This is a genomic window from Exiguobacterium sp. SH0S1 (genome assembly GCF_004337165.1).
In the GTDB taxonomy this organism is placed as follows: Bacteria; Bacillota; Bacilli; order Exiguobacteriales; family Exiguobacteriaceae; genus Exiguobacterium; species Exiguobacterium aurantiacum_A.
Window position 1 is genome coordinate 430,241 of sequence record NZ_SJVC01000002.1, and the last position, 24,327, is coordinate 454,567.

Genomic DNA, 24,327 nt, shown 5'->3' on the forward strand with positions numbered 1-24,327 from the left:
GAGGTCAGCCTTTGTTTTATTTCGCTTCGACTTCATCCCACGCGTCTTCGTCGACAGGTGGAAGGTGTTTCTCTTCAAGCTTCGCTACAACGACCGCACATGTCGCATCACCCGTGATGTTGACGGACGTACGGAGCATGTCGAGGATACGGTCAACCCCGATGATGAGGGCGATCCCTTCGACCGGCAAGTTGACCGACTGTAAGACGAGCGCGAGCATGATGAGCCCGACACCCGGCACACCAGCCGTCCCGATTGAGGCGAGCACCGCCGTGATGACGACCGTCACGAGCTCGGTGATCGTCAAGTCAGCGGCGAACACTTGGGCGATGAAGATGGTCGCGACCCCTTGCATGATGGCCGTTCCGTCCATGTTCACCGTCGCACCGAGCGGTTGGACGAATGACGAGATCGAACGCGGGACGCCGAGCTTCGTCTGGGCGAGTTCCATCGATACAGGGAGCGTCGCGTTTGAAGACGACGTCGAGAACGCGAGCGTGATCGCTTCATAGAAGTTTTTAAAGAAGAAGACCGGACTCATCTTGCCAAGCAAGATGAGCGCTCCGCCGTAGACGATGGTCGCATGTAAGAACAACGTCAAGACGACGGCAAACATGTACCATGCCATAGCGACAACAGCATCAAGTCCGATACCGCCGATGGCCGAGGCGATCAACGCGAAGGCACCGTATGGGGCGAGCTTCATGACCAAGTGAATGAGATGCATCATGATGCGATCCCCTTGTTTCACAAAGCGACGCCACGTCTTGGCACGTTCGCCGAGGGCGATCATCGCAAACCCGATCAACGCCGCGAAGACGATAATCTGTAACATGTTCCCTTCAGCAAGCGCTTGGATCGGGTTCGTCGGAATCATATTGACGAACGTCTGGACGATGTTCGACGATTCTTCGGTCGTTGTCGATTCAAATTCCAATCCAGTTGTCGGGAAATCTCCACGCTCTCCCGGCTTGATAATTGAAGCGACACCCATCGCGAGCACGATGGCGAGCGCTGTCGTCGTCAAGAAGAACAGAAGCGCCTTCGACCCGACGCGACCGAGCTCTTTCGGGTCACCTAGGCCCATGACACCGAGAATGATCGAGAAGAAGACGATTGGGACGACTAACATTTTAATCAAGTTCAAAAACACTGTCCCGACTGGGGATAGTATGTACGTATTGATCACGTCGTAGACGTTACCGGATAGGCCGGCGAGCCCGAGACCGACGATGACCCCTAAGGCGAGGCCAATCAAAATTTTCTTAGTTTCACTCATCGTGTCACCCTTTCTTTTTTACACAGTGCGTTTAGTATAGCATAATGCTAAATTTTCTTACAATTCCGGTTGATTTGCGTGCCTTAACACGGTCATTTTCCCAAGTTGCTTCAAAAGAAAACAAAAAAGATTGGAGACCGTGACGGTCCAATCTTTTTACTCGGCAGCGAGACGCGCGAGTTCAGTATGAAGTTCGGTCGACTGGTCCCAAATCTCCGGACGATGCTGTTGCAGAAACTCCGCGAGCACGCTCCGTGACGGCGCATCCATCATATCGATGAGGATCCGTCCTTTGAGCGACTTGTCCATTTGGTTGACGTGATACGGGAGCAATTTGTACCCGCGACGCGCCTCCAAGTCAATCGACATGTCACAAGCCGCAATGCCGCCGTAGTAGAACCCTTCCGGCTTGCGTCCGACCGTCACCCAGACGATCCAATACGGTTTACCGTTCGGCACAGCTTCCGGGTCGGTCAAAAACTTGATCCGTTTCTCGATTGCCGACTTGGCGTGCATCGCACCCATGTCGATCACTGCCGTACCTGCCTCGACGTCGATGATGACAGGCGACATATTGTTCAAACTGAGCGATCCGACCCCGAAACCGCCGTGGCCGTCCGTCGCATCGTCAGCGATAATATTAAAGTTGATATCTTTCATGGCATTCCCTCCCCCTCTACTGTACACAAAGACGAGGGAACGTGGCAATCGCGAACGTCAGCCCCACTCGATTCGAAACTTCGTGCCTGGTCCAACCGAACGAAGGAGCGGACGATCCGCTTCGATGACACGTCCGAGCACGTTGACCCGCTTGTCGGCTTGAAGGTCTGTCTTCGTCACTTGCATTTCGCCAGCATAGCGCCCGTAATCCCTGTTGTCAATCGTGATCGTGCCGAGCGGTCGCTGTTTCGCCGCAACCGGTTCGAGCAAGCGGTCCCCAGGGCGACCATACGCCCGTGATTCGACGGAACGGATGACGTCGCGCGCCGGGTCCATCCGGTTCGTCTGGACGCGGTAGAGCGCCGCCTCGATTGTCGTATACGCCTCGGCCCGGAAGACGAGCATCCCGTCCCCGTATGACGCGAACTGTTCAACCGTCGCATCCGCTAGTCCCGGGTCACCGATCAAAATGCGGTCGACACTCCCCGTCAACTCTAAATAAGCAGCGAACGTCGACAGCTGCCGGTGGTCTTCAAGCGTCGGCAGTCGTTCGTATAGCGGTCCGCGGAGCGTCCCATCTCCCGGGATGAACGCCTGCACGCTCAACCCTTGTCGTTTCAACCAGTCATTTTTTTCGTCAAACCATTGCCGGTCGAGCCCGGTCTCTGGGCGCGGGTAGAAGTTGTGCCATGCTTCGACATTGTCCGTCATGAGCCCTTCCTGTTTCATCTCATCGAGCTCTTCAGCAGTCAACGTGCTCGCGTTCAAGGCGACGGTCATCCGTTTCGACAGATCGGCGACTTGTTTCGGGGTCACCCCGTAATCGACGCGGAGGCCGGTCACGCCCCAGTCGATGAGCGTATGGGCGTCGTCCCACGTCTTCCCGAGCGCGGCGAGCGAAGTCGGGGCGATATCGGCGAACAGTTCCATGTCATGCTGTCGAGCGAGCGTGCCGAGTCGACGCAACCGCTCCGTGTAGACCGATGGATCGTCTTCCGGGATATGTAGCGATGTGAACAGTGACGTGAAACCGATCTCACGCATGCGTTTCATCCACACCGTGAACGCTTCTGTCAGCGGTTCGCTCAAGTAAACAGATAATCCTCTCATATAAAACAGCCCTCCCTATTCAAAAAGGTGACTCGAAAGAGCCACCTTGGTTGTTAAATACCATCCGCCATCTCTTCTTTGAAACCGAAGAAATACGTGAAGATGAAGCCAGCCGTATACGAGATGACGAGACCCCCAATATACGTCAAGTACATCCCATTGTCGATGAGCGGTGTGAGCGAGAGACCCGAGACCCCGATCCCGAGCGCTGCCGTCTGCATCGACGCTTGGAACGCACCGCCGACCGCGGCTCCCATACAAGCCGTCAAGAACGGACGACCGAGCGGAAGCGTGACCCCATAAAGAAGCGGTTCGCCGATGCCGAGGAATCCGACGGGGATTGCCCCTTTGATGATGTTGCGGAGACGTTGGTTGCGCGTCTTCACGAAAATCGCAAGCGCGGCCCCGACTTGTCCCGCTCCTGCCATCGCAAGGATCGGCAAGAGCGCCGTGTTGCCAACGGTGTTCAGTAACTCAAGATGAATCGGCGTCAAACCATGATGCAAGCCGACCATGACGAGCGGCAAGAAGAAGCCAGCGAGGACGGCCCCTGCTACCGGTCCGCCGATTTCAAGCACGGCATTCAGTCCTTGCATGATGCCGTCTGACAACACGCCCGCGACCGGCATGATCGCATAGAGCGCCGTGAAGCCGACGACGAGCACCGTAAGTAGCGGCGTAAAGATAATATCAATCGAGACCGGCATGAAGCGGCGGACGTGTTTTTCGATATACGTCATGAGCCAAGCGGCAAAGATGACACCGAACAGTCCACCCCTTCCGACGACGAGTGCTTCCCCATAGATGACGATGTCGGCGAGTAACGGGTTGAACAAAATTCCCCCGGCAATCGCTCCAAGCACCGGCGTCCCCCCGAACTCTTTCGCCGTATTCCACCCGACGAGGATGGCGAGATAGGCGAAGACCGTGCTCCCGAGCACAAGCAGAATTTGCATCCACGTCTCGGTCCGGTCGACACCAGCGTTGACGGCAAAGTTCGCTGCCCCGTTGATGATCCCTGAAGCGACAAGTCCCGGGATGAGCGGGATGAAGATATTCCCTAAGCGACGCAAGAAACGTTTGAACGGTGACTTCTGTTTATCTTTCACTTTTTGACGCTCGATGGCCGCCCGCTCGTCAGGCGTCAAGTTCGCATCGACTGCCTCTTCCCCGATGGCGAGCCCCGTCTCACGGCTCAAGTGATCCGCGACACGGTTGACCGTTCCAGGTCCGACGACGATTTGCAGCGTCTCGTCATCGATGACGCCCATGACACCGTCGATTTTTTTCAACGCATCGATGTTCACTTTCGTTGGGTCTTTCAACGCCAACCGGACGCGTGTCATACAGTGCGCGAGTTGGCGGATATTATCTTTTCCCCCGACGTGCTCGAGTATGGCTTGCGCCAACACCTCTTCTTTCTTCATCTCGTAATCCCCCTTAAATCGCGTCGCGGACGAATCCGTTCGCGCGCTGTAATCGCTCGACTGCCTCTGCATAGGAAACGTCGGCTAAAATCATGACGATCGCCGTCTTGACGTGGCCGTTTGATGAAGCGAAATAACGCGCGGCCGTCTGTTCGTCGACCCCTGTCGCTTCCGCAATCATCCGTTTGGCCCGAACTTCCAATTTCTCGTTCGTCGGTTGCACGTCGACCATCAAGTTTTGATACACTTTGCCCACTCCAATCATCGACGCCGTCGAGATCATGTTGAGGACAAGTTTTTGGGCCGTCCCCGCTTTCAAACGCGTCGATCCGGTCAATACTTCCGGTCCCGTCTCGACCTCGATTTTGAACTCGGCGTGGTCGCTGATTTTCGAGCCTTTGTTGCAAGATAGCGCCGCCGTCGTCGCACCGACTTCACGCGCGTAATCGAGTCCGCCGATGACGTACGGGGTCCGGCCGCTCGCGGCGATGCCGACGACCGTATCGTCCGGACTCAAGTGAAGCGCTTTCAAATCGTTGATTGCCAAATCTATACTATCCTCTGCTCCCTCGACCGCTTTGACGAGCGCGCGTTCACCCCCGGCAATCAGGCCGACGACCATGTCCGCTGACACGCCGAACGTCGGGACACATTCTGCCGCATCTAAAATACCGAGTCGTCCACTCGTCCCCGCACCGATATAGATCAAGCGTCCGCCTCGTTTAAACGATGTGATCGCTCGTTCTACGACTTGTGCGATGACCGGCAGCTGTTGCTTGATCACGTGAGGCACCGACTGGTCCTCTTCATTCATCACGCCGAGCAGTTCCTCAACCGTCATGTCATCTAGGCGCATCGTCCGTTCGTTCCGTCGTTCCGTAGCCAATTTGTCTAACATCGCCACCATCCTTTCTTCTCTCTAGTTTTATTGTACTAATTTGAAATTAAAAGTCAAACTTATTTAAAAAAATAAAGAATTATAATTTCATAAACGCTCGACTTGAGTGCCTACAAAAAAACTCGGCCGTTTGAGGCCGAGTTCGCTTCATTCGATGTCTTTTTTCAACACGTGGACGTGGACACCATCCCCCGTGACCGAGTCTTGCTCATACACGTAGCCTTGCCGCTCCCAAAAACGACGGGCCCGCACGTTCGTCGGGAGCACACCGAGCCGGAACGTCGTCTGAAACGGTCGCATGTGGTCCCGCTCGAGTTGATCGTATACCGTCTGGGCGAGACCGGTGCCGTGAAGTTGTTCGTCGACGAGGAGCAGGCCGAGCCAGAGTGAGCCGTCGACCGGGTGACGCCTCAACAAATCCGCCATCGCCACGATCGCCCCGTCGTCCTCCACGACGAGGCTGACCGTACCCGTCGCCTCGAAGTCAGCCAAATTCTCATCGCGGAACAATTCGAGCGTCTGAGCGTTCAATCCGGCGAACGCTTGTTGTCTCATGAGGAAAGCTGCCACTCGTTCGCGGTCTGACGCTTCATATCGGCGAATCACCGGCGCAGCTTCACCATCTCGTCGCGCGCCTCAGCGTAACGATCGATCAGCCCTTCGCCTTTTCGGTGCAACAGACCCATGTAGAGCGTGTCGATAATCGTCAATTGTGTCATCCGTGAAGCGATGCTCGCGATCCGGTAATCTCGTTCGACGGTCGGTGTGCACAGACGGACGTCCGCCTCGCGGTAAAGCGGCGACTTGTCGAGGTCAGTGATGGCGACGACGGTGACGCCTTTTTTCTTAGCGAACCGGACGAGCTCGAGCACGTCTTTCGTCCGGCCCGACGTGCTGATCGCGACGAAGACGTCGGTCGGCCCAAGATGCGGGATGAGCGACAGCATGTAGTGAAAGTCTTGCGACGTCAGAGCGGCGTAGCCGAGTTTCGTGAACTTGTACTGCGCGTCATAGGCGGCCGTCGATGAGCCGCCGACTCCATAGAAGATGACCCGGTTCGCGCGAGCGAACGTATCGATCGCGTGTTCGAGTTCGCGTTTGTCCATCGCCTCGGCACATGCCTCGATGGCCATTTTGTTCACGTGGATGACTTTTTGGAACGAGTCGTACGGCGTGTCCTTTTGTTGAAGGACATTAAAGTCGGTCAGCATCGTCTCTGTGATCGCCAAGTCTTTGACGAGGGCGAGCTTGAACGATTTGAAGCTGTCGATCCCGACGACACGCGCGAAGCGGACGATGCTCGCTTCTGACACGTCGGTCTTTTGGGCGAGTTCTTTCGTCGTCATATTCGGGACGAGCGTCGAATGGGTCAAGATGTAGTCCGCGATCTTCTTTTCGACGGACGTCATCTCGCCTTGGGCGAGCTCGATTTTTTTCAGTAAGGATTCCATCAGGTCATCCCCTTCCTGCTACTAGTTGCTGTATTTAATGATAGCGGATTCTTTCCCTACATTCCAACTTGGACACGAAAAAGGCTGAGCTCGCGCTCAACCTGTAGGTGAGACTTACAAGTTTTTTGTATTGAACGTGTCGCCACCTTGGATTGTTCCATTTTGAAAACCTTTATCAAACCACCGTTTCCGCTGTTCCGACGTCCCGTGCGTGAACGAGTCCGGCGTGACGTAGCCACGCGCTTGTTTTTGTAGCGTATCGTCACCGATTTGATGCGCCGCGTTCATCGCCTCTTCGACATCACCCGCCTCTAAATAGCCCATGCCTTGGGCGTGATGCGCCCAAACACCGGCATAGTAGTCGGCTTGAAGTTCGAACCGTACCAAGTACGTGTTGAACTCGGTCTCGCTCATCTCGTTTCGCAGCGGCATGATTTCGTCTGTCGTGCCGAGCAACGTCTGCACGTGGTGTCCGACCTCATGGGCGACGACGTACGCCATCGCGAAGTCGCCCGGCGCGTTGAAGCGCTGACTGAGTTCGTCATAGAAACTCAAATCGATATACAGTTTCTGATCGCCCGGGCAATAAAACGGTCCGACCGCAGAGCCAGCGATCCCACACGCCGACTCGACTTGTCCTGAGTAGAGGACGAGCGTCGGTTCCCGATACGTCAAGCCGTTCTCGGCAAAGATGTCAGTCCACACTTCTTCGGTGTCACGCAAGACGACCGAGACAAAGTCCGCCATCTCTTCTTCCCGCGCCGAGCCTTGATACGTCTCAGAAGACTGCGGCTCACCGATTCCGATATTGTTGAAGATGTCTCCCGGGTTACCCCCGTTCAAAAGCGTGAAGACGATGACTAAAATCAGGCCAAGACCGCCTCCGATTCCTGCAATCCCTTTCCCCCCAACACTTCGCCCCCGTCGGTCTTCGACATTCCGACTCGCCTGTCTGCCTTTCCATTTCATACGATTGTTCCTCCTACTGCTAGTCTGTCTTGTTACTTACCCGGATTCATCTCGTTTCGCACCTGCTTTTTCACATTTTCCCATCGCGTTCGGTGTTTGAGTCCTAACCAAGTAGGAAACAGGTTAAGAGAACGTTTACTTTAGGGAGGAATTAAGATGGGATTAGCAAGCGACTTGAAACAATTGCGTCAGATTGAATGCAAGGACAAGTGTGTGCTATCGGTCTACCTTAATACAGGACCTAACCAACAAGGCGACTGGTCAATCCACTTGAAGAACGGTTTGAAGCGAATCGGTGAATATTTAGAGGCGTCCGGTGACGAGACGCAACTGAAGAACTTCAAAAAAGTACGTAAGCAAGTCGATCAGGAACTCGGCAAACACCGGAACGACTTGGCGCGAAGCCTAATCATTTTTGCTTCAGAAGAAAACGATTTATTTGAAACATACTACCTTCAACACGATGTCGAGACGTCGTTCCACTGGGAAACGAAGCCAGTACTTGAACCACTCGAGGCGTTACAACAAAAATTCCCGTCCACCGGTATTATTTTGACGAACCTCGACCACGTGACGGTACTCGATACCTCACTCGGGCACATCGATGCGACGTTCGAATTCGCGTTCGACCCTGAGACCGAGGAGTGGGTTCGGTTTGAAGGGACGGCTTCGGGTGACCGTATGGCGTCGAGCAGCTCGCAAGTCGATAAATTCGATCGTCGACTTGCCGAAAACCTCGGTCGGTTCTACCGTGACCTCGCCCAAACTGTCGAACAGATGAAAGGTGCACACGACTGGGAATCGCTTGTCGTCATCGGAGAAGCCGAGCTTTCCAACTCGTTCCGTGACGAGTTGCGGACGAAACCAGAGCGCGTCGTGCACAAAAACTTGTCGAAATCGAGTGCGCCTCACATCATCGAAGCTGCATTCCATTGATTTTCCGCTTTCCTCTCGACTAGTGATTCTCTAAAATAGAAGAGAACTAGAAAAGGAGGAAATGATATGCCATACGTTACCGTAAAAATGCTCCCGGGCCGTACTGTTGAACAGAAACGTGCCTTGATTGAGAAAGTGACGGACGCCGTCTCAGAGACGACGAACGCACCGAAAGAAAACATCACCGTCTTCATCGAAGAGATGGACGCGACGAACTACGGTCAAGCCGGTGTCATGCACGCCGACAAAAAATAACGCCAGACACCCGCGCATCCAGTTGGACGCGCGGGTGTTTTTTCAGTCTTCTAAGTTCACTTCGAACCGCTCGCTCGGGACGGTCGGCTTGATCAAGTGCCGGGTCGCCCGCCAGACGTGATAACCAAGTCGGTCGAGCCAAAGGAGCGCTTGAACTTTGCGAATCGTCTGCTCCATTTCAAGCTGGTTCGCCGCCGTCTCCTCTAACATCTCGGCCCGATGCGCTTTCCGGTACTCGGCGAGCTGCTTCGACGCCGTCTTCCATTGTTTCGAATCCTCCGGCGGCGTGTGATGGTTGAGGGCATCGACAAGCTCGAGCTCGTGCAAGACGAGCTGACGTGCGACTAAAAAGTCAGTGTCGCGGAGGGCGTCGACGGGATCGACTTCGCGCAGGACGAACAGCCAGCGCTCCAAATGGTCGATCGTATGGAGCAGTGACAAGTGTTGTCCGTAGTCGTTGCGGCCCTGTCCTTCTTCCAATTGAATCGTGCTCAAAAACACCCGGACGTCACCGAGCGTCTTCTCGACGAGCTGCAACTCGTCCTCCCGCTTGCGCGCTTCCGTCAATAACAGTTTCGTCTCGTTTCCGAGATAGCGCTCGATTTCAATCAACGAACGTCTTGCCGCCTCGAGTGCGACCGTCGGAATCCGCGACATGTTCGGGTCGAGGAAACGGATCAGCTTTTCAGACCGACTCGGCACCCATTTGAGCAACCGCCGGCTGAACGCTTCGTGAAACGGCAGAAACGTCAACACGCCAAGCAAGTGAAACGACGTATGGAACAATGCGAGCCGCAATAGCTCATTCCAATTCAACCAGTCGGCCACGCGATTGACGACACCAAACAAGAGCGGGAACGTCAGCCAGCCAATCAACAAAATCGAACTATGAACGAGTACGTGTCCGAGCACGATGCGCCGCGCTGATTTCCATCCTCCGAGCGAGCCGAGGGCGACGACAAGACTCGTCCCGGCACTCTGCCCGAGTACGAGGAATGCAGCCTGCGCGAGCGTCACCGTGTCGGTCGCGAGCGCCGTCATCGTCAAGACGAGACCGATGCTCGACGATTGCAAGACGACGGTCATGAACAGGCCCGTGCCGAGCAAGGCTAATTGATGAAGCGGTGTGTCGGTGTCCCAGCCCGAAAACGAGAACGTGACGACTTCCCGCATCGCTTCTTGAAGTGTTCCGATGCCGACAAAAACAAGTCCGAGACCGACGAGCAACATCCCAATCCGCTTGACCCGTCGTCCGATCAAGCGGAGCGCCATCCCGACGCCGATGAGCGGCAGTAAGAGCTCCCGAATGTCGACGTTGTAGCCGAGGAGCGCTACGATCCATCCCGTCGTCGCACTACCGGCGTTCGCCCCGATGACGAGCGTGAGCGCCTGCGTGAACGTCAACAACCCTGCGCTGACGAAACTGATCGTCATGAGCGTCGTCACGGTCGAGGACTGAAACAACGCCGTCATCGTCGCACCAAGAAATGCCCCTGCCACCGGTCCTTCCGCCATGCGGTTCAATCGCTCTCGCAATCTTTTCCCAGCCAAGCTTTTCAACGTATCGGTCAACAGCATCATCCCTAACAAAAAGATGCCGATTCCGCCGATGAGCGTCCCGATCCCCATGGTGTCACATCCTTTTTAAGCGATTCAATCGCCGCGTAACGTTGACAACATCCATGATTTTTCTGAAGCGTGGTCTTTCAAGTTCAACAGCACGTCCTCAGGGTAATAAATTTTCTCGTCCGACTGTCGCGAATTCAAAATCGATTGGACGAGCATCGACACCTCTGAAATCTCGCGACGGTCGCCGTCGTTCATCTGCAGGTAAATCCCTTCGTACGTGCCGTGCCCTTTATATAGATCATATGGCAACTGGCTGAGCTGGTCCTCGAGCAAATAATAGCGCGTCGGCAACCCGATCGCTTCCATCGTCGACCGTAACCGGTCCATATAGCGGACGCGGTTCGCTTCTGGGAAATTTTTGTACTTTAACAGGCGACGATTGACGAAACGGCTCGCCAGATCGGCCAAAATCGGGTCTGCCTCGTCCATCCATTCTTGGAAATAAAAGTAGACGATCGTCTCGTCGAGCTTCAAATAGTGTTCGAGCGTCATCTCGTCATGGTTGAAGATCGGCAAGAAATGCTTCGGTGTCATCTCAAACACATAACCCGATTCATGCAGTTCTTGGGCCCGCTCGAGCACGGCTTTTAATAGCAAGTCACTCGAACGCGTCGCCGGATGCAGATAGACTTGCCAATACATTTGATAGCGCCGCATGATATAGTCTTCGATCGTATGCATCCCCGACTGTTTGACGACGATTTGATCTTCGTCCGGCCGCAACACGCGCAGCATCCGCTCGAGGTCGAACTTCCCGTAACTGACGCCGGCGAAATGGGCGTCGCGAAGTAAATAGTCCATCCGGTCGACGTCGAGCTGTGAGCTGAGCATGTTGACGATCAGCCGGTTCGGGTGCGTCTTGTTGATGATGGCCGCGACTTCTTCCGGGAACCCGACGCCCATCTCGGAGAGGACTTTATTCACTTCCGTGTTCCCTAAGATGATCCGTTCCGTCCAGATTTCATGGCGGACCGAGAAGACGTGCTCGAACGCGTGCGAGAACGGGCCGTGCCCGACGTCGTGCAACAGTGCCGCCGCGAGCAACAGCTCCCGGTCGCGGTCGTCCCATTCCGGATAGTCGCGGAACTGGTCGATCAACTGCCGGGCAATCTCATAGACGCCGAGCGAATGGTGGAATCGGGTGTGTTCAGCCCCGTGGAACGTCAAAAACGACGTCCCGAGCTGCTTGATCCGACGTAACCGTTGAAACTCTTTCGTGTTGATCAACTCCCAAATGAGATGATCGTAGACGTATATATAGCGATGGACCGGGTCTTTAAACACTTTTGACCCAGATAGCTGACCTCGTGATGTGTACATGTTGGTGCCCCCTGCGTTTTATGTATTGTACTGATTCGACTTCTTCCGAGTCGTTCCCTCCATGCTATAATGAGGAAGACATTATTTTTTGAAAAGGAATTATGCATATGATCCATCCACTTTTACGGCAACCGACCTACCGCCTGATCGACCAATCATCGCTCGGTGCGGCGTTTCAAGCCGAGCAATCATTCGCGACGGACGATACGCTGTGCGCGTCGACAAAACACCAAGGCGCCGTCTTGCGGGCCTGGGTCCATCTGAACACAGTCGTGCTCGGGATTCAAGACGCGCGGCTGCCTCATCTGCGCGACGGGATTCGACTGCTGCATGAACATGGCTATCGTCCCGTCATCCGTAACTCGGGAGGACTTGCGGTCGTCCTCGACGAAGATGTATTGAACTTATCTCTTATTCTACCCGAGAATGACGGCATTCAAATCGATAGCGGCTATGAGGCGATGACGTCGCTCATTCAACATATGTTCAAAGACGTGACGGACAAAATCGTGCCTGGAGAAATCGTCGGTTCGTACTGCCCGGGTAGCTTCGATCTATCGATTGACGGTAAAAAGTTCGCCGGCATCTCGCAGCGACGTGTCCGTGGCGGTGTCGCCGTCCAAATTTATTTGAGCGTCCGCAAGAGCGGAAGCGCTCGTGCCGCCCTCATCCGTGACTTTTACGACCGTGCCATCCAAGGCGAAGCGACACGATTCACGTACCCGGCCATCGTCCCGGAGACGATGGCGTCGCTCGAAGACTTGCTTCACATCCCGCTCACCGTCAACGATGTGCTCCGCCGCGCCTATGACGTGCTCGGGGAGACGAGCCGACTCGTCCCGGCAACGCTCGACACAGACGAACAAGCGACGCTCGTCGTTCAGCTCGATCGCATGTGGCAGCGAAACGAACCGATCCGCGACATTGAACACCAACTACTAGAGGAGTGATCCAACCATGTTCAAAATCATAACCGATACCGGTGCTGATTTGACGCAAGACCAGATCGTCGAATACGGCCTCGAGATGTTACCGCTCGGGGTCATCATCGACAACGAAGAGTTTTTAGACGGAGAGACGATTCAGCCGAAAGAAGTATATGACGCGATGCGTGTCGGCAAGACGCCGAAGACGTTCCAAATCGAGGCGGCCCGGATTGAGCGCTGTTTCCGTCAACATCTCGAGTCTGAGATCCCGTTCCTTTACCTCGCCTTCTCGGGCGAACTGTCCGGTACATATCAGACGGCCGTCATGGTCGGGAACTTGCTTAAAGAAGAATACCCGAACAGCACGTTCCATATTCTCGACACGCGGACCGCGTCGGTCGGACAAGGATTGTTCGTCCGAACGGTCGCCGAATACGGCCAAGACCACTCGTACGAGGAGACGATCGCCTACGCCGAGTCGCTCGTCGGGAAGATCCGCCACTTGTTCACCGTCGAATCGCTCGAGTACTTGATGCGCGGTGGCCGCGTTTCGAGAGCGAGCGCGTTCATCGGGGACTTGTTGACGATTTTACCGCTGCTCACTGTCCGAGATGGTAAGCTCGTCCCGATCGAAAAGATTCGCGGTCATAAAAAAATGATGCGGCGCATCGTCGAGTGGATGACCGAGTCAAAACCGCTCATCGAAGGACATCATATCTTTATCGGCCACGGGGATGACCCGGCCAAAGCTGATCAGTTGGAAGCATTGCTACTTGAACAGATGAATCCGGCCAGCGTGACGAAGACGATCGTCGGTTCGGCAATTGGCGCGCACACAGGTCCTGGACTCCTTGTCGTCAGTTACTTCGAGGCGTAAACTAAAACTAAAAACAGCGAGCACCCTCAAGGGCGCTCGCTGTTTTCATTTATTCCAGTTTTTGAAGCCGTCACCGAATTCGAAGTGGAGTTCGTCACCGAACATACCGTTCTCAAACGTCGGGACGTCGACCGGGAGCTTGCCTCCTGGTTTGACTTCACCGAAGATGGCGCGGATGCCAGCCGGAAGGTTTGGTCCAGCCGATTTGCCATTACCTGCTTCAGAGTCCGGTCCGTTCGGGTCACCTTTGAAGCCATAGATGAGCAGCTGGGCCGGCGCATCCGGTTGGACGGCCACATCGTACGGGTTACGAAGGCTGAGCAACACCGATTTCTTGCCCGTCTCGTTGGCATAGCGGAACACTTCTGCCGGAACGTAATTGTCCGCTGACGTCGCTTTCAGCTTGGCGCTGTTGTTCACGTTCGAGCCGACGATGATATAGTCGGCCGCCTCGACTTTTTGTTTTAAATCTGGGTTTTGGTCAAGGTGCGGTGTCGACGCCGTATAGTTCGCCGTGATGACGTTCACTTGCTTCATGTTGCCCGCGTTCTTTTTAAGCGATTTGATCGTCTTGACCATGCTGTCGGTCTGATCTTTTGCTGGCGAGATGACGAGCACCGTCTCCCCTTTTTTCGGTTTGAACGGAAGTGTCTTGTCGTCGTTCTTCACGAGTGTGACGGCCGCTTCGGCAATCTCACGTTCTGTCGCTTTATGCTCGGCACTACCGACGACCGCATTTGCTTCCGCGAGTTTCGCCTCGAGCGTCGTCGTATCCATTGACTCGCTCCAGATGCCGCGTTCCGCTTTCAGCTTCAAGATCCGTTCGACCGCTTCATCGATCTTCGCTTCTGGCAAACGGCCGCTCTCGACAGCCGCCATGACGTCTTCAAAGATCGTCTCAAGTTTCACGACGTCCGCGTTCGACCGTAAAATCGTCGGCATGAGGGCGATATCGACACCCGCCTCAAACGTCTTGATGACCGCCTCGGCTTCTGTGAAGTTGTCCGTGATCGCCTTCATGTTGAGGGCGTCCGTGATGACGATGCCGTCATAGCCCATCTCGTCACGCAAGACGCCGGTGATGACGTCGTCAGAGAGCGTCGCCGGGAGCGGGAACGTGCCGCGCGGCGAGTTGACGACCTCGTCCTCGATTTGTGGCATCCCGATATGGGCCGTCATGATCATATCGATACCTTCCGTGATAGCCCGCTTGAACGGCAACAGCTCGAGCCCGCGCAAGTCTTCGAGTGACTTATCGACGATCGGCAAGCCGTAGTGCGAGTCGACGGCCGTGTCGCCGTGTCCCGGGAAATGTTTCGCCGTCGCGGCAACGCCTTGGTCTTGAATCCCTTGCGTCATCGCCGAGCCGAGTTCACCGACGAGTTCCGGATCACTCGAGAACGAGCGGACCCCGATGACCGGGTTCGCCGGGTTGTTGTTGACGTCTAAGACCGGACCGAAGTTGACGTTCACCCCGAGCGCATTCAACTCTGACCCGATGATGTTCCCCGCATCATACGCGTATTGGCTGCTCCGCGTCGCCCCAAGCGCCATGTTCCCCGGCAAGTTCGTGCCGGTTCCGAGCCGAGTCACGATCCCGCCTTCTTGGTCGATCGTGATGAAGAGCGGAATGTCGTTGCTGTCGTCTTGCTTGACGACTTCTTGCAGGTCGTGGACGAGTTTCGTCGTCTGTTCGGTCTCGGTCACGTTTTCCGCGAACAAGATGACGCCTCCAAGGTCGAACCGGTCGATGACCCGTGCCACATCTGGCGCGAGTGCCGTATGGTTCGCCCCGTTCCAAAGTCGGAAGTCTGGCATGATCATCTGTCCGAGTTTCTGTTCAAGCGTCATCGCCTCGAGTTGCGCGTTCACCCGTGCTTCAATCGATTGTGTCGGCGTCTCCTCTGCCACGACCGCGTTTGCCATCGGGACGGACGAGACGAGTAACGCTGTCGTCAATCCGAGTGTTGCTGTCCAGTTCAGTACTTTGTTCATGTTTTCACTCCTTTTTGAAAGTTCCCCCGACCACAAACGAAAAGGCATGGAGGAATAAGCGTTGCCTCACCAACGCTCGTTCACCCCATGCCTGATCGAATCAGTTACATATGGTCATTATTCAGGTGGTCAACGTCAGTATAGCAATTCAAAAAATGGGAAACAATGACTTTGATGAAAGCGTAACCATTTTGAAACATTTGACCTGTCTTGGAACACGTTCCACCTGTATTGGCAAAGCCAATAATTTGAGTGGTTCGATTTTCATTTGTTTTTTGGTAAACTCATTTCGTTAGGGGTTGACATGATAAAGGGGGAATCCGAAGTGGCAAGAGGGGAACTGAAACGAAAACCAGAATGGCTGAAAATCAAATTGAATACGAACGAGACGTATACCGGCCTTAAAAAGATGATGCGGGAGAAGAATTTGAACACAGTGTGCGAGGAGGCGAAATGCCCGAACATCCATGAGTGTTGGGCCGTCCGCCGCACGGCGACGTTCATGATTCTCGGAAGCATCTGTACACGGGCGTGCCGCTTCTGCGCGGTCACGACCGGGAAACCGAACGAACTCGACTGGGAAGAGCCGAAACGCGTCGCCGAGTCGGTTCGGCTCATGAACTTGAAACACGTCGTCATCACCGCCGTCGCCCGCGACGACTTGAACGATTACGGGGCGACCGTGTTCGCCGAGACGGTCCGCGCCATACGCGCGATGAACCCGGAAACGTCGATCGAAGTATTGCCGTCCGACATGATGGGCAACTTCTCGGCACTCCAGACGTTGATTGACGCGGGGCCGGACATCATGAACCATAACTTGGAGACGGTGCGCCGCTTGACGCCGCGAGTCCGGGCCAAAGCGACGTACGACCGCACCCTTGAATTCCTAAAACGTTCCAAAGAATTGAATCCGGACATCCCGACGAAGTCGTCGATCATGCTCGGTCTTGGCGAGACAAGAGAAGAATTGATTCAAGCGATGGACGACCTCCGGGCCCATGACGTCGATATTTTGACGCTCGGTCAATATTTACAGCCGACAAAGAAACACCTCGACGTCGAGCGCTACTACCACCCGGACGAGTTTGCCGAGTTGAAAGAAATCGCCTTGTCAAAAGGCTTCTCACATTGCGAGGCCGGTCCGCTCGTCCGCTCGTCATATCACGCCGACGAACAAGTCCATAAGGCACGTCGCCATACGATGTTGCCAATCGATTGAGAGAAAGAAGAGACACGATGACTGATACAACATGGCACATTTTAACGACACAATCACTCGCCCCGGCTGAAAACATGGCGATCGATGAAGCGGTCTCAGGCTGGGTCGCCCGCGGCGAGCTGAAGCCGACGCTCCGCTTCTATTCATGGGCCCCGCACGCAATTAGCGTCGGGCGTTTCCAACGGGCAACCCGTGACCTTGACCGTGAGGCACTCGCAGCGAACGGCATCCCCGTCGTCCGCCGCTTGACCGGGGGCCGGGCCGTCTTACACGCCGACGAATTGACGTACAGCGTCATCTTGCCCGAAACGACGCCGACACTCCCGACGAACGTCATCGAGAGCTATCGCCTGTTGACCGAAGGCGTCCGGCGCGGCTACCGAGCGCTCGGTGTCCCGGCCGAATTCTCGGTACCGTTGACCGAAGACGACCGTGAAGTATTGCGGAAACCGAAGTCGGCCGTCTGTTTCGACGCCGCTTCTTACTACGAACTTGCCGTCGACGGCCGTAAAGTGGCGGGTAGTGCTCAAGTCCGGCACCAAGGGGCGGTCTTACAGCACGGGTCGATCCCACTATCGATCGACGATGATGTCCTGTTCGATTGCTTTAAGATGGAAGCAGACGAGAAAGCACAAGCGAAAGCACGGTTCAGCAGCAAAGCGGTCGCTTTGAACGAGACGCTCGGCCGCTTCGTGACGTTCGACGAAGTCGCTGCGGCGTTCGAGGAAGGGTTCCGCGACGCGTTTCAACTGACGTTCGAGCCGCTCGTGTTCACGTCAGAACAGCAAGATGAGATCGCTCGCTTAGTTGAAAAGTATGAGAGTGACGACTGGGTCTGGAAACGCTAAAATATGTGAACTAAAAATGTCCCGCTGAAACGCTTCAGCGGGACATTTTTTATAAAGTCGTCTTCGGGTCGCGCAACAGATGCCTAATGTCGCGGAACGTGACGAACGTCATATTGTTCGCATCGTACAATTTGTAACGAAGCGATTTTAAACTAGAGAACAATCCGATCGTCGTCGCTTTTTGTAGCGGCGGCGTCGCCGTATGCGCTTTTTCGAGGTTATAGTTCGGCACGCGCGGGCTCAAGTGGTGGACGTGGTGGAAGCCGATGTTGCCTGTCACCCACTGCAACACTTTCGGCAATTCGTAATACGAACTGCCTTCGATCGCCGCTTTGACGTAATCCCATTCGCTCTCATCTTCAAAATACGAGTCTTCGAACGTATGTTGGACATAAAACAGCCAAATCCCGAGGACACCGGCCGTGAACATCGTCGTCCCTTGAATGATCAAGAACGCCTGCCAGCCGACCAAATAAATCATCAGACTGTACAGCACGACGAGCGAGAGGTTGATGACATGCGTGTTCATCCGCTCTTTTTTCCGAGCGTCCTTGCGGTTAAACCGGCTCGTGACGAGAATCAAGAACAACGGTCCGATACCGAACATGACGAGCGGGTTGCGATAGAGGCGGTACTGAAGACGCGTCCATTTCGAGGCCTCGACATATTCCTCGATCGTCATGACCCAAATGTCACCGACACCGCGCTTATCGAGGTTACCGCTCGACGCGTGGTGGATCGAATGCTCCCGCTTCCACTTCTCGTACGGGAACAGCGTCAACACACCCATGATCGTTCCGACGACGGCGTTCGCTTTCTTGTTTTTGAAGAACGAACCGTGCGTACAATCATGGAAGATGATAAACATGCGGACGACGAACCCGGCTGCGATGATCGCGAGCGGGATCGTGAGCCACACCGACACTTCGAGCGCTTGGTACGCAAGGAACCAGGCGACGAGGAACGGCAGGATCGTGTTGATCATCTGCCGGACACTGACTTTGACATCTGCCTTTTCAAAGGGCGAGACGTGTTTACGTAGCTGGGCAATCTTTTCTTTACTCATATGTGAGCCTCCTTGAATTCGACAGCGTTCACGACGCTTCTAAATTGATGATATGAAATGAAACCGACAACCGACGTGCGTGAAGGTGAATTCATAGTATCCATATGATTATTTTCCCCACCTAAACTAATACCAGGTAATTATACCATGTATTACACCAGAAAAGTATACGCTTGTGAACTACTCACCACTTATTTGAAGCGCAACCTGAAGTCGGCGCTGCTTGGGAAGACCGCGCTCTTGTTAGCAACGGTTATGGACCAAGCTCGCCCCATCCGGCGTCCTGAATCAACTTCAGCGTCTCCACGATAATGACTTGGTTCTCGTCAACGATGCGTCTCGTCAGCTTGTGGAAGACGTCGTGGTGTTCGTTGTTCCCCTCCATGGCGGTCGGTGTCGTGATCATCATCCTTTATCATCCGATACCCGCACAAGGGGCCGACGAACCTGAAGAAATGGCGAACTTTCGTTTGTTACCCTTGCCCCGCGGGATGTGGAATACGAAGCTCGTGCAACGTCTACTGCAAACATGAAAACAGAGGGGCATCATCCATTACGGATGGCGTCCCTCTGTTCGAATTCGTTATTGTTGAGTGTAAATCGACACCGAGCCCCCGTTGACGAAGAACTGGCCCCAGCCGTCGCTATTGATCGTGACGAGACGATTGTTGTTGTTCGTCATATCTTTCCACACTTCACCGGCGTTCTGCTTGCCGACGTACATCCATTTCGAGCCGCCCGGTCCGTCAGACAAAATCGTCGCGAGACCCGACTTGGCCCGGTCACTCACGCCTTCGCGTGTCCAACCGACGACGTCTTGATGATCGAGATAGTCGTGCTGTGTCCCGTAGGCGAAGTCTTTACGTGCTTTCATGATCGGTCGGAGCGAGGCCGACATGTTCGGGATCTCCCGGTTCGTCGTCCCTTGCGTGCCGTAGTAGTCTCCGTAGAAGAGCGTCGGGTAACCTTGGCTGCGCGTCATGATTGTCGCGTAGGCGAGCGGTTTGAACCAGTTGGCGACCGTCGACTCGAGCGACTGCCCAGGTTGTGAGTCATGGTTGTCAACGATCGTCACGGCGAGCGTCGGATGCTGCTCGGTGACGGTGCCTTTCAAGATGTTGCGCATGTCATAGAAGCCACCGCCGTTGCCGGCCGCCTGGAAGTTATAGTGCAGCGGCACATCGAACACCGAATGCGTGTAACCGGTCTTCGCGAGGTAGTCGTTGATGGCGCCGAGGTCGTTCTTCCAATACTCGGCGACGGTGAACATCTGTTTGCCGGTCGTCTGCCGGACGCTCGTCACCCATTCACGCAAGTACGCGTGACTAATATGTTTGACCGCGTCCAAGCGGAACCCGTCGAGCCCGAGCGAGTCGGCGTACCATTTGCCCCAGTTCTTCATCTCTTGACGGACTTCCGGATGCTCGAAGTCGACGTCGGCATACATGAGATAGTCGTAGTTGCCATTCTCATTCGAGACGTCCGTGTCCCACGCCTTGCCCGTACTCTTGAACTTGTAGATCCGGCTCAAGCTGCGTGACTGATCCCAGTCGGTCCCGTCAAAGTGATACCAGCGCCACTTGAACGGCGAGTATGTATTGTTGCGGCCCGCGAAGTTGAAGCCGGTCCAGGCCGAGATGCCGTATTCCCCTGACGTCTCTTGGTTCCGGTTCGACGGGTTGACCTCGATCGCTTGGACGGACTCGGTGTAGTCGGCGCCGCCCTTATGGTTCATGACGACATCGCCGTAGACACCGATACCTTTACCACGCAAGTTCGAGATCGCCGATTGGAGCTGCGCTTTCGTACCGTACTTCGTCCGGATGGTCCCTTTCTGGTTGAACTCACCGAGGTCATACAAGTCGTACGCCCCGTAACCGACATCGTTTTGCGACGTCCCTTTATACGCCGGCGGGATCCACACCGTCGTCACACCGATATCTTTCAGGTTCTGCGAGTCGTTCGATAACCGATTCCAATGCAAGCCGTCGTTCGGGACGTACCATTCAAAATACTGCATCATCGTGCCGTTTTGTGGTGTCGCCGCTTGTGCGACCGGTTGCCCGGCAAGCAGCGCAATCGCCGTGACTCCAGCGATGACCGCAAACCCTTGTCGTCTCTTCATCATGCGTTTTCCTCCTATCGAATTAAATGCAAGCGCTTTCATTAATTATCATGAACGATTCCGCTTTAGTTGAACAGAGGATTTCCGAAAAACAGTTCTCTGCACCTAACTATTTTTTTCTTGAATAGTTCAGTCGTCCAAAACAAAAACGGATGGCTTGTGCCATCCGCCTAGTCATCCTTTGCGATCGAGCCGTTTTCGCTTCACGAGATAGCCTAAATACGGGAGACCTGTGAAGACAAGTCCGATCGTGACGAGCAACTGGACCATGATCAATCCCGTCTCGACGAGTCCCGACCAATCCAGTTCAAGCAACATAAACAGCCCGACCCATAAGATGAGCAGTACCAACGCTACTTTCCCCATCTGCCCTTCGACTTGAGCGTATTTCTCGTGTGTCGTCTCACGATCCGAGTAAATCGGTCGCGCGTCCGGACTACCTTTGAACACGTGAATCTCGTCCCCACTCGACGTGACGTGTTCCCAGCCGCTCGCGCGGAACAGCTCGAAATAATCCTCGTCCGGTCGTTTACGATAATCGAGACTATACTGGACGTCCGCCGGTTCCCCTTCGACGAGCGTATAGCCAAGCGGTGCGAACTTCTCTAAATGCCAGCCCTGCGCGGCCATTCGTCCCAACTTCTCCATCTCACGCTCTTCAGCGAACGCGAGGCCCCAACTCGCCATATATTTTCGGTTCATCTGTGGCCCTCCCCTTCCAAAATGAAACGTGCGTCGTCGACCATCGCTTGGCGCCGTTTCACGTCTTCGTGTAACAATGCGCGCCCGATGTCCGTGATGATGTAACTCTTCTTCTTGCCGTCCCCGTCGAGCGGTTCGATCAGCGACGCGTTCACGAGTTTTTTGATGATCGTGTACATCGACGCCGGACCGATCTGCATCCGCCCGTTCGTCAACTCTTCGACGAACTGCATGATCAAATACCCGTGTCTTGGCTCGGTCAGCGCGAGCAAGATGTAAAATGTGCTGTCGGTCAACTCCCCGAGCCCGATCGTATCGTTCCGTGGCATCGTCTCGCCTCCTATATCATTCATCGATATACTTCTTACTCCTAATATATATCGTTGAATGATATATGTCAATGAATGATATAAAAAAAGCCGCAGACAGGTCGTCTGCGACTCGTTTAACTCGTGACATAATCGAGATCGTGCAAAATGTAGGCGAGGAAGAAAATCATACTCGGATTCTCATAGCGTGACTGGACTTTTCGGAGTTGTTCCCGGTACGTGACTTCGTACTCGGCCCCGTTCATCTTCCGCTCCATGTTCATCTTGATCAAGGCGTCAAGCTTGTCCATCATATCGACGAGCAGCCCTTCGTACGTCGCATCTTTCGAATCGGCCATATAGCGCCGGAACGCCGGTTGCATGTATTCCGGGAGGAGTGACAATAACGCCTCGCTCTCGGCCCGTTCATACGCCTCGAACGCAGCACCGGTCTCGGCCGTCGAGTGCTTCACCGGACCGAGCACGTCCCCGGTCACGCCTTCGACGAGGTCGTGACAGAGCAAGCGCGCCGTCAGTTCGGCGACGTCGACCTCGACCCCGTACTTCTCACGCTCGAGCAAGCCGCTGAACAGACCGAGCGCCGCCGCCCGGAAACCGTGGATGGCGTCGTTGTCGTCAATCGTATTGAAACGGCCTTTCCAGCGCCGGACGCTATCCATCCGCATGACGTTCTCGATGAACGTCGCGACGTCCGTCTCCGTTTCGACTTGCTCATAGAGCCAGCGGACTGACTCGAGCGGATGGTCGCGGAGCACCGCCTTCATCTCTTTGAGCTTCTCGACGAAGTGTGGCGACCCATGTGCGACTTCACGCCGCACGAACAGCATCGCATCGAACGAATCGATCCCGTCGACAATCCGTCCTTCGAACGAATCGTCCTCCGCCTCGACGAGAAAACGATAAAAGTGCGGCCGGAGCGACTGTGACAACAAGTCGACCAACCCGAGGCTCGCCGTCCGTTCCATCCGTTCGATATGTTCTTTGAGCGTCGGCTCTTTTTTCGTCCGGTGCATGATCGGGCCGGTCTGCACCTCGTTCATATCGTGGAACAACGCCTTGCCGAGCACATCGAGCAAGTTGACGTCCTGTCCGTTGTTCTCTTCATAATAGGCCGCAATCAAACTGAAGACGGCGACACGGAAGCTATGGCTCGCCGCGTTATCGTGATAGTGCGGCGCGTATTCGTCCCACCGTTGCACGTTTTGCATACGTGTCATCTTGCGGATAAACGTTCCGTTATGCATCAAATTCCTCCTTGCTTTAAACGTTCCCACGCATCGTCATGACAGACGATGTAGAGCGTGTCGTTCGGCTCAAGCGTTGTGTCGAGCGCCGTCGCGAAATCGAGACGGTCGTTGACGGCAATCAAGGTGACGCCCTGGCGCAACAAGTTTTCGACAGCGTCCCGGACCGTCGCCCACTCGGGTCTCGGCGCGAGCGCTTGAATGTTACCACCGGACTGCTTGCTGAGCAGTTGCCGGAAAATCGATGTCGTGCCCGGCTGTAACGTCGCTTTCGCCATGAGGAGCGACACCGAATCGTTCGCCAATATAAAGTCGTCGATGCGCACGTGTTTGAACTTTGAGATGTTCCGCTCTTCGCATACTTCGACGACCGTATGTAGGTCAACATTTCGTTCCGACGACAGCGCCTCGACGGCTGACGCGATCAATAGCGATTTCCCGTCGGCGAGTAACGTCTCGCTGATCTGCGCATCCGCGAAGATGGCGACCCGGCGCGCTTTCAAAATGTTCGCCTGCAGGAGCACCGCCTCATCGGACGGGTCACCGTGGACAAAATGGACGTTGTCATGATCGTACGGTTCTTCTTTCAATTGGTCGATCAACACGATCTCCGCCTTCGGCTCATAGCTGAGCACCTCGTCGATCGCTTTCTTCGTCTTCGGCGACCAACCGATATAGACGTAATGCCCTTCTCCTCGATACACTAGCTTTCCCTCCCGTTTTAAACGTTGAAACGTCGCACCGACCTCAACGAGTTTTCCGATCAAAGCCCCGATAATCCCGATCCCGAACAGGAACAGGAAAATGCCGAGCCAACGCCCGGCAACCGTTGACGGGAAGAAATCACCGTAACCGACCGTCGTCAGCGTCGTCATCGTCCACCAGAACGAATCGAACATCGACGGGAACGTCTCCGGCTCGAGCCAGTAACCGAGGACGGTACCGGTCAAAATAATGACGAGTGATGCCAACACGACGTTCAGAAACGATAATTTCGATAACCCGCGCCACACTCGAAAAAAGATATGCACTGAAATCACTCCCTTTCTCCTATATACT

At 54.8% G+C, this 24,327-nt stretch carries 24 protein-coding genes; 6 read left to right on the forward strand and 18 right to left on the reverse strand.

The window, feature by feature from the left end; translation table 11 throughout:
* Positions 1-16: 16 nt before the first annotated feature.
* The 8 genes from EVJ20_RS08885 to ypfJ form a co-directional block, all read right to left on the reverse strand.
* The gene (locus tag EVJ20_RS08885) at positions 17-1,279 is read right to left on the reverse strand and encodes a dicarboxylate/amino acid:cation symporter (protein ID WP_071398414.1); all 1,263 of its coding nucleotides are present in this window, start codon (positions 1,277-1,279) and stop codon (positions 17-19) included.
* Positions 1,280-1,435: 156 nt separating this feature from the next.
* Positions 1,436-1,939: a YwhD family protein gene (locus EVJ20_RS08890; protein WP_070328246.1), complete on the reverse strand. Its 504-nt coding sequence runs from the start codon at positions 1,937-1,939 to the stop codon at positions 1,436-1,438.
* A gap of 57 nt (positions 1,940-1,996) precedes the next feature.
* The gene (locus EVJ20_RS08895; protein ID WP_131507932.1) at positions 1,997-3,049 is read right to left on the reverse strand and encodes a DUF871 domain-containing protein; all 1,053 of its coding nucleotides are present in this window, start codon (positions 3,047-3,049) and stop codon (positions 1,997-1,999) included.
* Between the two features lie 53 nt (positions 3,050-3,102).
* The gene (locus tag EVJ20_RS08900) at positions 3,103-4,476 is read right to left on the reverse strand and encodes a PTS transporter subunit EIIC (protein ID WP_070328248.1); all 1,374 of its coding nucleotides are present in this window, start codon (positions 4,474-4,476) and stop codon (positions 3,103-3,105) included.
* A 13-nt stretch (positions 4,477-4,489) separates the two neighbouring features.
* Positions 4,490-5,383, reverse strand: a complete 894-nt coding sequence (gene murQ, locus EVJ20_RS08905) for an N-acetylmuramic acid 6-phosphate etherase (protein ID WP_131464658.1) — start codon at positions 5,381-5,383, stop codon at positions 4,490-4,492.
* Between the two features lie 138 nt (positions 5,384-5,521).
* Positions 5,522-5,980: a GNAT family N-acetyltransferase gene (locus EVJ20_RS08910; protein WP_131507934.1), complete on the reverse strand. Its 459-nt coding sequence runs from the start codon at positions 5,978-5,980 to the stop codon at positions 5,522-5,524.
* A complete protein-coding gene (locus EVJ20_RS08915) occupies positions 5,977-6,825 on the reverse strand; it encodes a MurR/RpiR family transcriptional regulator (RefSeq protein ID WP_070328251.1) in 849 nt (282 codons plus the stop codon). Before EVJ20_RS08915 ends, EVJ20_RS08910 begins: the two co-directional genes overlap by 4 nt.
* A 114-nt stretch (positions 6,826-6,939) precedes the next feature.
* A complete protein-coding gene (ypfJ, locus tag EVJ20_RS08920; RefSeq protein WP_131507936.1) occupies positions 6,940-7,794 on the reverse strand; it encodes a KPN_02809 family neutral zinc metallopeptidase in 855 nt (284 codons plus the stop codon).
* 156 nt (positions 7,795-7,950) lie between these two features.
* Here ypfJ and EVJ20_RS08925 point away from each other — a divergent pair, with 156 nt between their 5' ends.
* Both EVJ20_RS08925 and EVJ20_RS08930 read left to right on the forward strand, forming a co-directional pair.
* Positions 7,951-8,730, forward strand: a complete 780-nt coding sequence (locus tag EVJ20_RS08925) for a VLRF1 family aeRF1-type release factor (RefSeq protein WP_131439267.1) — start codon at positions 7,951-7,953, stop codon at positions 8,728-8,730.
* A 66-nt stretch (positions 8,731-8,796) separates the two neighbouring features.
* Positions 8,797-8,985: a 2-hydroxymuconate tautomerase gene (locus tag EVJ20_RS08930; protein WP_070328254.1), complete on the forward strand. Its 189-nt coding sequence runs from the start codon at positions 8,797-8,799 to the stop codon at positions 8,983-8,985.
* 42 nt (positions 8,986-9,027) lie between these two features.
* Here the strand turns inward: EVJ20_RS08930 and EVJ20_RS08935 are convergent, their stop codons facing one another.
* Complete coding sequence (locus EVJ20_RS08935; protein ID WP_131507938.1) at positions 9,028-10,614, reverse strand: Na/Pi cotransporter family protein; 1,587 nt, start codon at positions 10,612-10,614, stop codon at positions 9,028-9,030.
* 24 nt (positions 10,615-10,638) lie between these two features.
* Complete coding sequence (locus EVJ20_RS08940; protein ID WP_070328256.1) at positions 10,639-11,934, reverse strand: HD domain-containing protein; 1,296 nt, start codon at positions 11,932-11,934, stop codon at positions 10,639-10,641.
* A gap of 107 nt (positions 11,935-12,041) precedes the next feature.
* On the opposite strand from EVJ20_RS08940, the gene EVJ20_RS08945 reads away from it, so the two are divergent.
* Entirely contained in the window at positions 12,042-12,884 is an 843-nt protein-coding gene (locus EVJ20_RS08945) for a lipoate--protein ligase family protein (protein WP_131507940.1), read from the forward strand.
* A 7-nt stretch (positions 12,885-12,891) separates the two neighbouring features.
* Positions 12,892-13,737, forward strand: coding sequence for a DegV family protein (locus tag EVJ20_RS08950; protein WP_070328258.1), 846 nt, complete (start codon positions 12,892-12,894; stop codon positions 13,735-13,737).
* A 45-nt stretch (positions 13,738-13,782) separates the two neighbouring features.
* Here the strand turns inward: EVJ20_RS08950 and EVJ20_RS08955 are convergent, their stop codons facing one another.
* Positions 13,783-15,732 carry a glycoside hydrolase family 3 protein gene (locus EVJ20_RS08955; protein WP_131507942.1) on the reverse strand — a complete coding sequence of 650 codons (1,950 nt, stop codon included), beginning with the start codon at positions 15,730-15,732 and terminating at the stop codon, positions 13,783-13,785.
* A gap of 304 nt (positions 15,733-16,036) precedes the next feature.
* Here EVJ20_RS08955 and lipA point away from each other — a divergent pair, with 304 nt between their 5' ends.
* Together lipA and EVJ20_RS08965 are read left to right on the forward strand one after the other, a co-directional pair.
* The gene (lipA, locus tag EVJ20_RS08960; protein ID WP_131464673.1) at positions 16,037-16,954 is read left to right on the forward strand and encodes a lipoyl synthase; all 918 of its coding nucleotides are present in this window, start codon (positions 16,037-16,039) and stop codon (positions 16,952-16,954) included.
* A gap of 17 nt (positions 16,955-16,971) precedes the next feature.
* Positions 16,972-17,802: a lipoate--protein ligase family protein gene (locus tag EVJ20_RS08965; protein WP_131504948.1), complete on the forward strand. Its 831-nt coding sequence runs from the start codon at positions 16,972-16,974 to the stop codon at positions 17,800-17,802.
* Between the two features lie 49 nt (positions 17,803-17,851).
* On the opposite strand, the gene EVJ20_RS08970 is transcribed toward EVJ20_RS08965, so the two are convergent.
* The 7 genes from EVJ20_RS08970 to EVJ20_RS09000 form a co-directional block, all read right to left on the reverse strand.
* On the reverse strand, positions 17,852-18,868 hold the full coding sequence (locus tag EVJ20_RS08970; RefSeq protein WP_131507944.1) for a fatty acid desaturase: 1,017 nt from the start codon (positions 18,866-18,868) through the stop codon (positions 17,852-17,854).
* A 253-nt stretch (positions 18,869-19,121) separates the two neighbouring features.
* Positions 19,122-19,277: a transposase gene (locus EVJ20_RS08975; RefSeq protein ID WP_131504950.1), complete on the reverse strand. Its 156-nt coding sequence runs from the start codon at positions 19,275-19,277 to the stop codon at positions 19,122-19,124.
* 174 nt (positions 19,278-19,451) lie between these two features.
* Entirely contained in the window at positions 19,452-20,993 is a 1,542-nt protein-coding gene (gene amyS / locus EVJ20_RS08980) for an alpha-amylase (RefSeq protein WP_442899277.1), read from the reverse strand.
* Positions 20,994-21,167: 174 nt separating this feature from the next.
* Complete coding sequence (locus tag EVJ20_RS08985; protein WP_131507948.1) at positions 21,168-21,695, reverse strand: DUF2812 domain-containing protein; 528 nt, start codon at positions 21,693-21,695, stop codon at positions 21,168-21,170.
* Positions 21,692-22,024, reverse strand: a complete 333-nt coding sequence (locus tag EVJ20_RS08990; RefSeq protein WP_070328265.1) for a PadR family transcriptional regulator — start codon at positions 22,022-22,024, stop codon at positions 21,692-21,694. Before EVJ20_RS08990 ends, EVJ20_RS08985 begins: the two co-directional genes overlap by 4 nt.
* Before the next feature lie 116 nt (positions 22,025-22,140).
* Positions 22,141-23,268, reverse strand: a complete 1,128-nt coding sequence (locus EVJ20_RS08995; RefSeq protein WP_131458775.1) for a YfbR-like 5'-deoxynucleotidase — start codon at positions 23,266-23,268, stop codon at positions 22,141-22,143.
* Complete coding sequence (locus tag EVJ20_RS09000) at positions 23,268-24,299, reverse strand: potassium channel protein (protein ID WP_236636337.1); 1,032 nt, start codon at positions 24,297-24,299, stop codon at positions 23,268-23,270. Before EVJ20_RS09000 ends, EVJ20_RS08995 begins: the two co-directional genes overlap by 1 nt.
* Between the last annotated feature and the right edge of the window lie 28 nt (positions 24,300-24,327).

Bases quoted from the DNA above. Each gene is read 5' to 3' on its own strand.
- EVJ20_RS08970 (WP_131507944.1), bottom strand. From the start codon at position 18,868: ATGAGTAAAGAAAAGATTGCCCAGCTACGTAAACACGTCTCGCCCTTT.
- EVJ20_RS08965 (WP_131504948.1), top strand. From the start codon at position 16,972: ATGACTGATACAACATGGCACATTTTAACGACACAATCACTCGCCCCG.
- EVJ20_RS08940 (WP_070328256.1), bottom strand. From the start codon at position 11,934: ATGTACACATCACGAGGTCAGCTATCTGGGTCAAAAGTGTTTAAAGAC.
- EVJ20_RS08900 (WP_070328248.1), bottom strand. From the start codon at position 4,476: ATGAAGAAAGAAGAGGTGTTGGCGCAAGCCATACTCGAGCACGTCGGG.
- EVJ20_RS08925 (WP_131439267.1), top strand. From the start codon at position 7,951: ATGGGATTAGCAAGCGACTTGAAACAATTGCGTCAGATTGAATGCAAG.
- EVJ20_RS08895 (WP_131507932.1), bottom strand. From the start codon at position 3,049: ATGAGAGGATTATCTGTTTACTTGAGCGAACCGCTGACAGAAGCGTTC.
- lipA (WP_131464673.1), top strand. From the start codon at position 16,037: ATGATAAAGGGGGAATCCGAAGTGGCAAGAGGGGAACTGAAACGAAAA.
- EVJ20_RS08985 (WP_131507948.1), bottom strand. From the start codon at position 21,695: ATGAACCGAAAATATATGGCGAGTTGGGGCCTCGCGTTCGCTGAAGAG.
- EVJ20_RS08955 (WP_131507942.1), bottom strand. From the start codon at position 15,732: ATGAACAAAGTACTGAACTGGACAGCAACACTCGGATTGACGACAGCG.
- EVJ20_RS08945 (WP_131507940.1), top strand. From the start codon at position 12,042: ATGATCCATCCACTTTTACGGCAACCGACCTACCGCCTGATCGACCAA.
- amyS (WP_442899277.1), bottom strand. From the start codon at position 20,993: ATGAAGAGACGACAAGGGTTTGCGGTCATCGCTGGAGTCACGGCGATT.
- EVJ20_RS08885 (WP_071398414.1), bottom strand. From the start codon at position 1,279: ATGAGTGAAACTAAGAAAATTTTGATTGGCCTCGCCTTAGGGGTCATC.
- EVJ20_RS08950 (WP_070328258.1), top strand. From the start codon at position 12,892: ATGTTCAAAATCATAACCGATACCGGTGCTGATTTGACGCAAGACCAG.
- murQ (WP_131464658.1), bottom strand. From the start codon at position 5,383: ATGGTGGCGATGTTAGACAAATTGGCTACGGAACGACGGAACGAACGG.
- EVJ20_RS08930 (WP_070328254.1), top strand. From the start codon at position 8,797: ATGCCATACGTTACCGTAAAAATGCTCCCGGGCCGTACTGTTGAACAG.
- EVJ20_RS08915 (WP_070328251.1), bottom strand. From the start codon at position 6,825: ATGGAATCCTTACTGAAAAAAATCGAGCTCGCCCAAGGCGAGATGACG.
- EVJ20_RS08935 (WP_131507938.1), bottom strand. From the start codon at position 10,614: ATGGGGATCGGGACGCTCATCGGCGGAATCGGCATCTTTTTGTTAGGG.
- ypfJ (WP_131507936.1), bottom strand. From the start codon at position 7,794: ATGAAATGGAAAGGCAGACAGGCGAGTCGGAATGTCGAAGACCGACGG.
- EVJ20_RS08975 (WP_131504950.1), bottom strand. From the start codon at position 19,277: ATGATGATCACGACACCGACCGCCATGGAGGGGAACAACGAACACCAC.
- EVJ20_RS08995 (WP_131458775.1), bottom strand. From the start codon at position 23,268: ATGCATAACGGAACGTTTATCCGCAAGATGACACGTATGCAAAACGTG.
- EVJ20_RS08990 (WP_070328265.1), bottom strand. From the start codon at position 22,024: ATGCCACGGAACGATACGATCGGGCTCGGGGAGTTGACCGACAGCACA.
- EVJ20_RS08890 (WP_070328246.1), bottom strand. From the start codon at position 1,939: ATGAAAGATATCAACTTTAATATTATCGCTGACGATGCGACGGACGGC.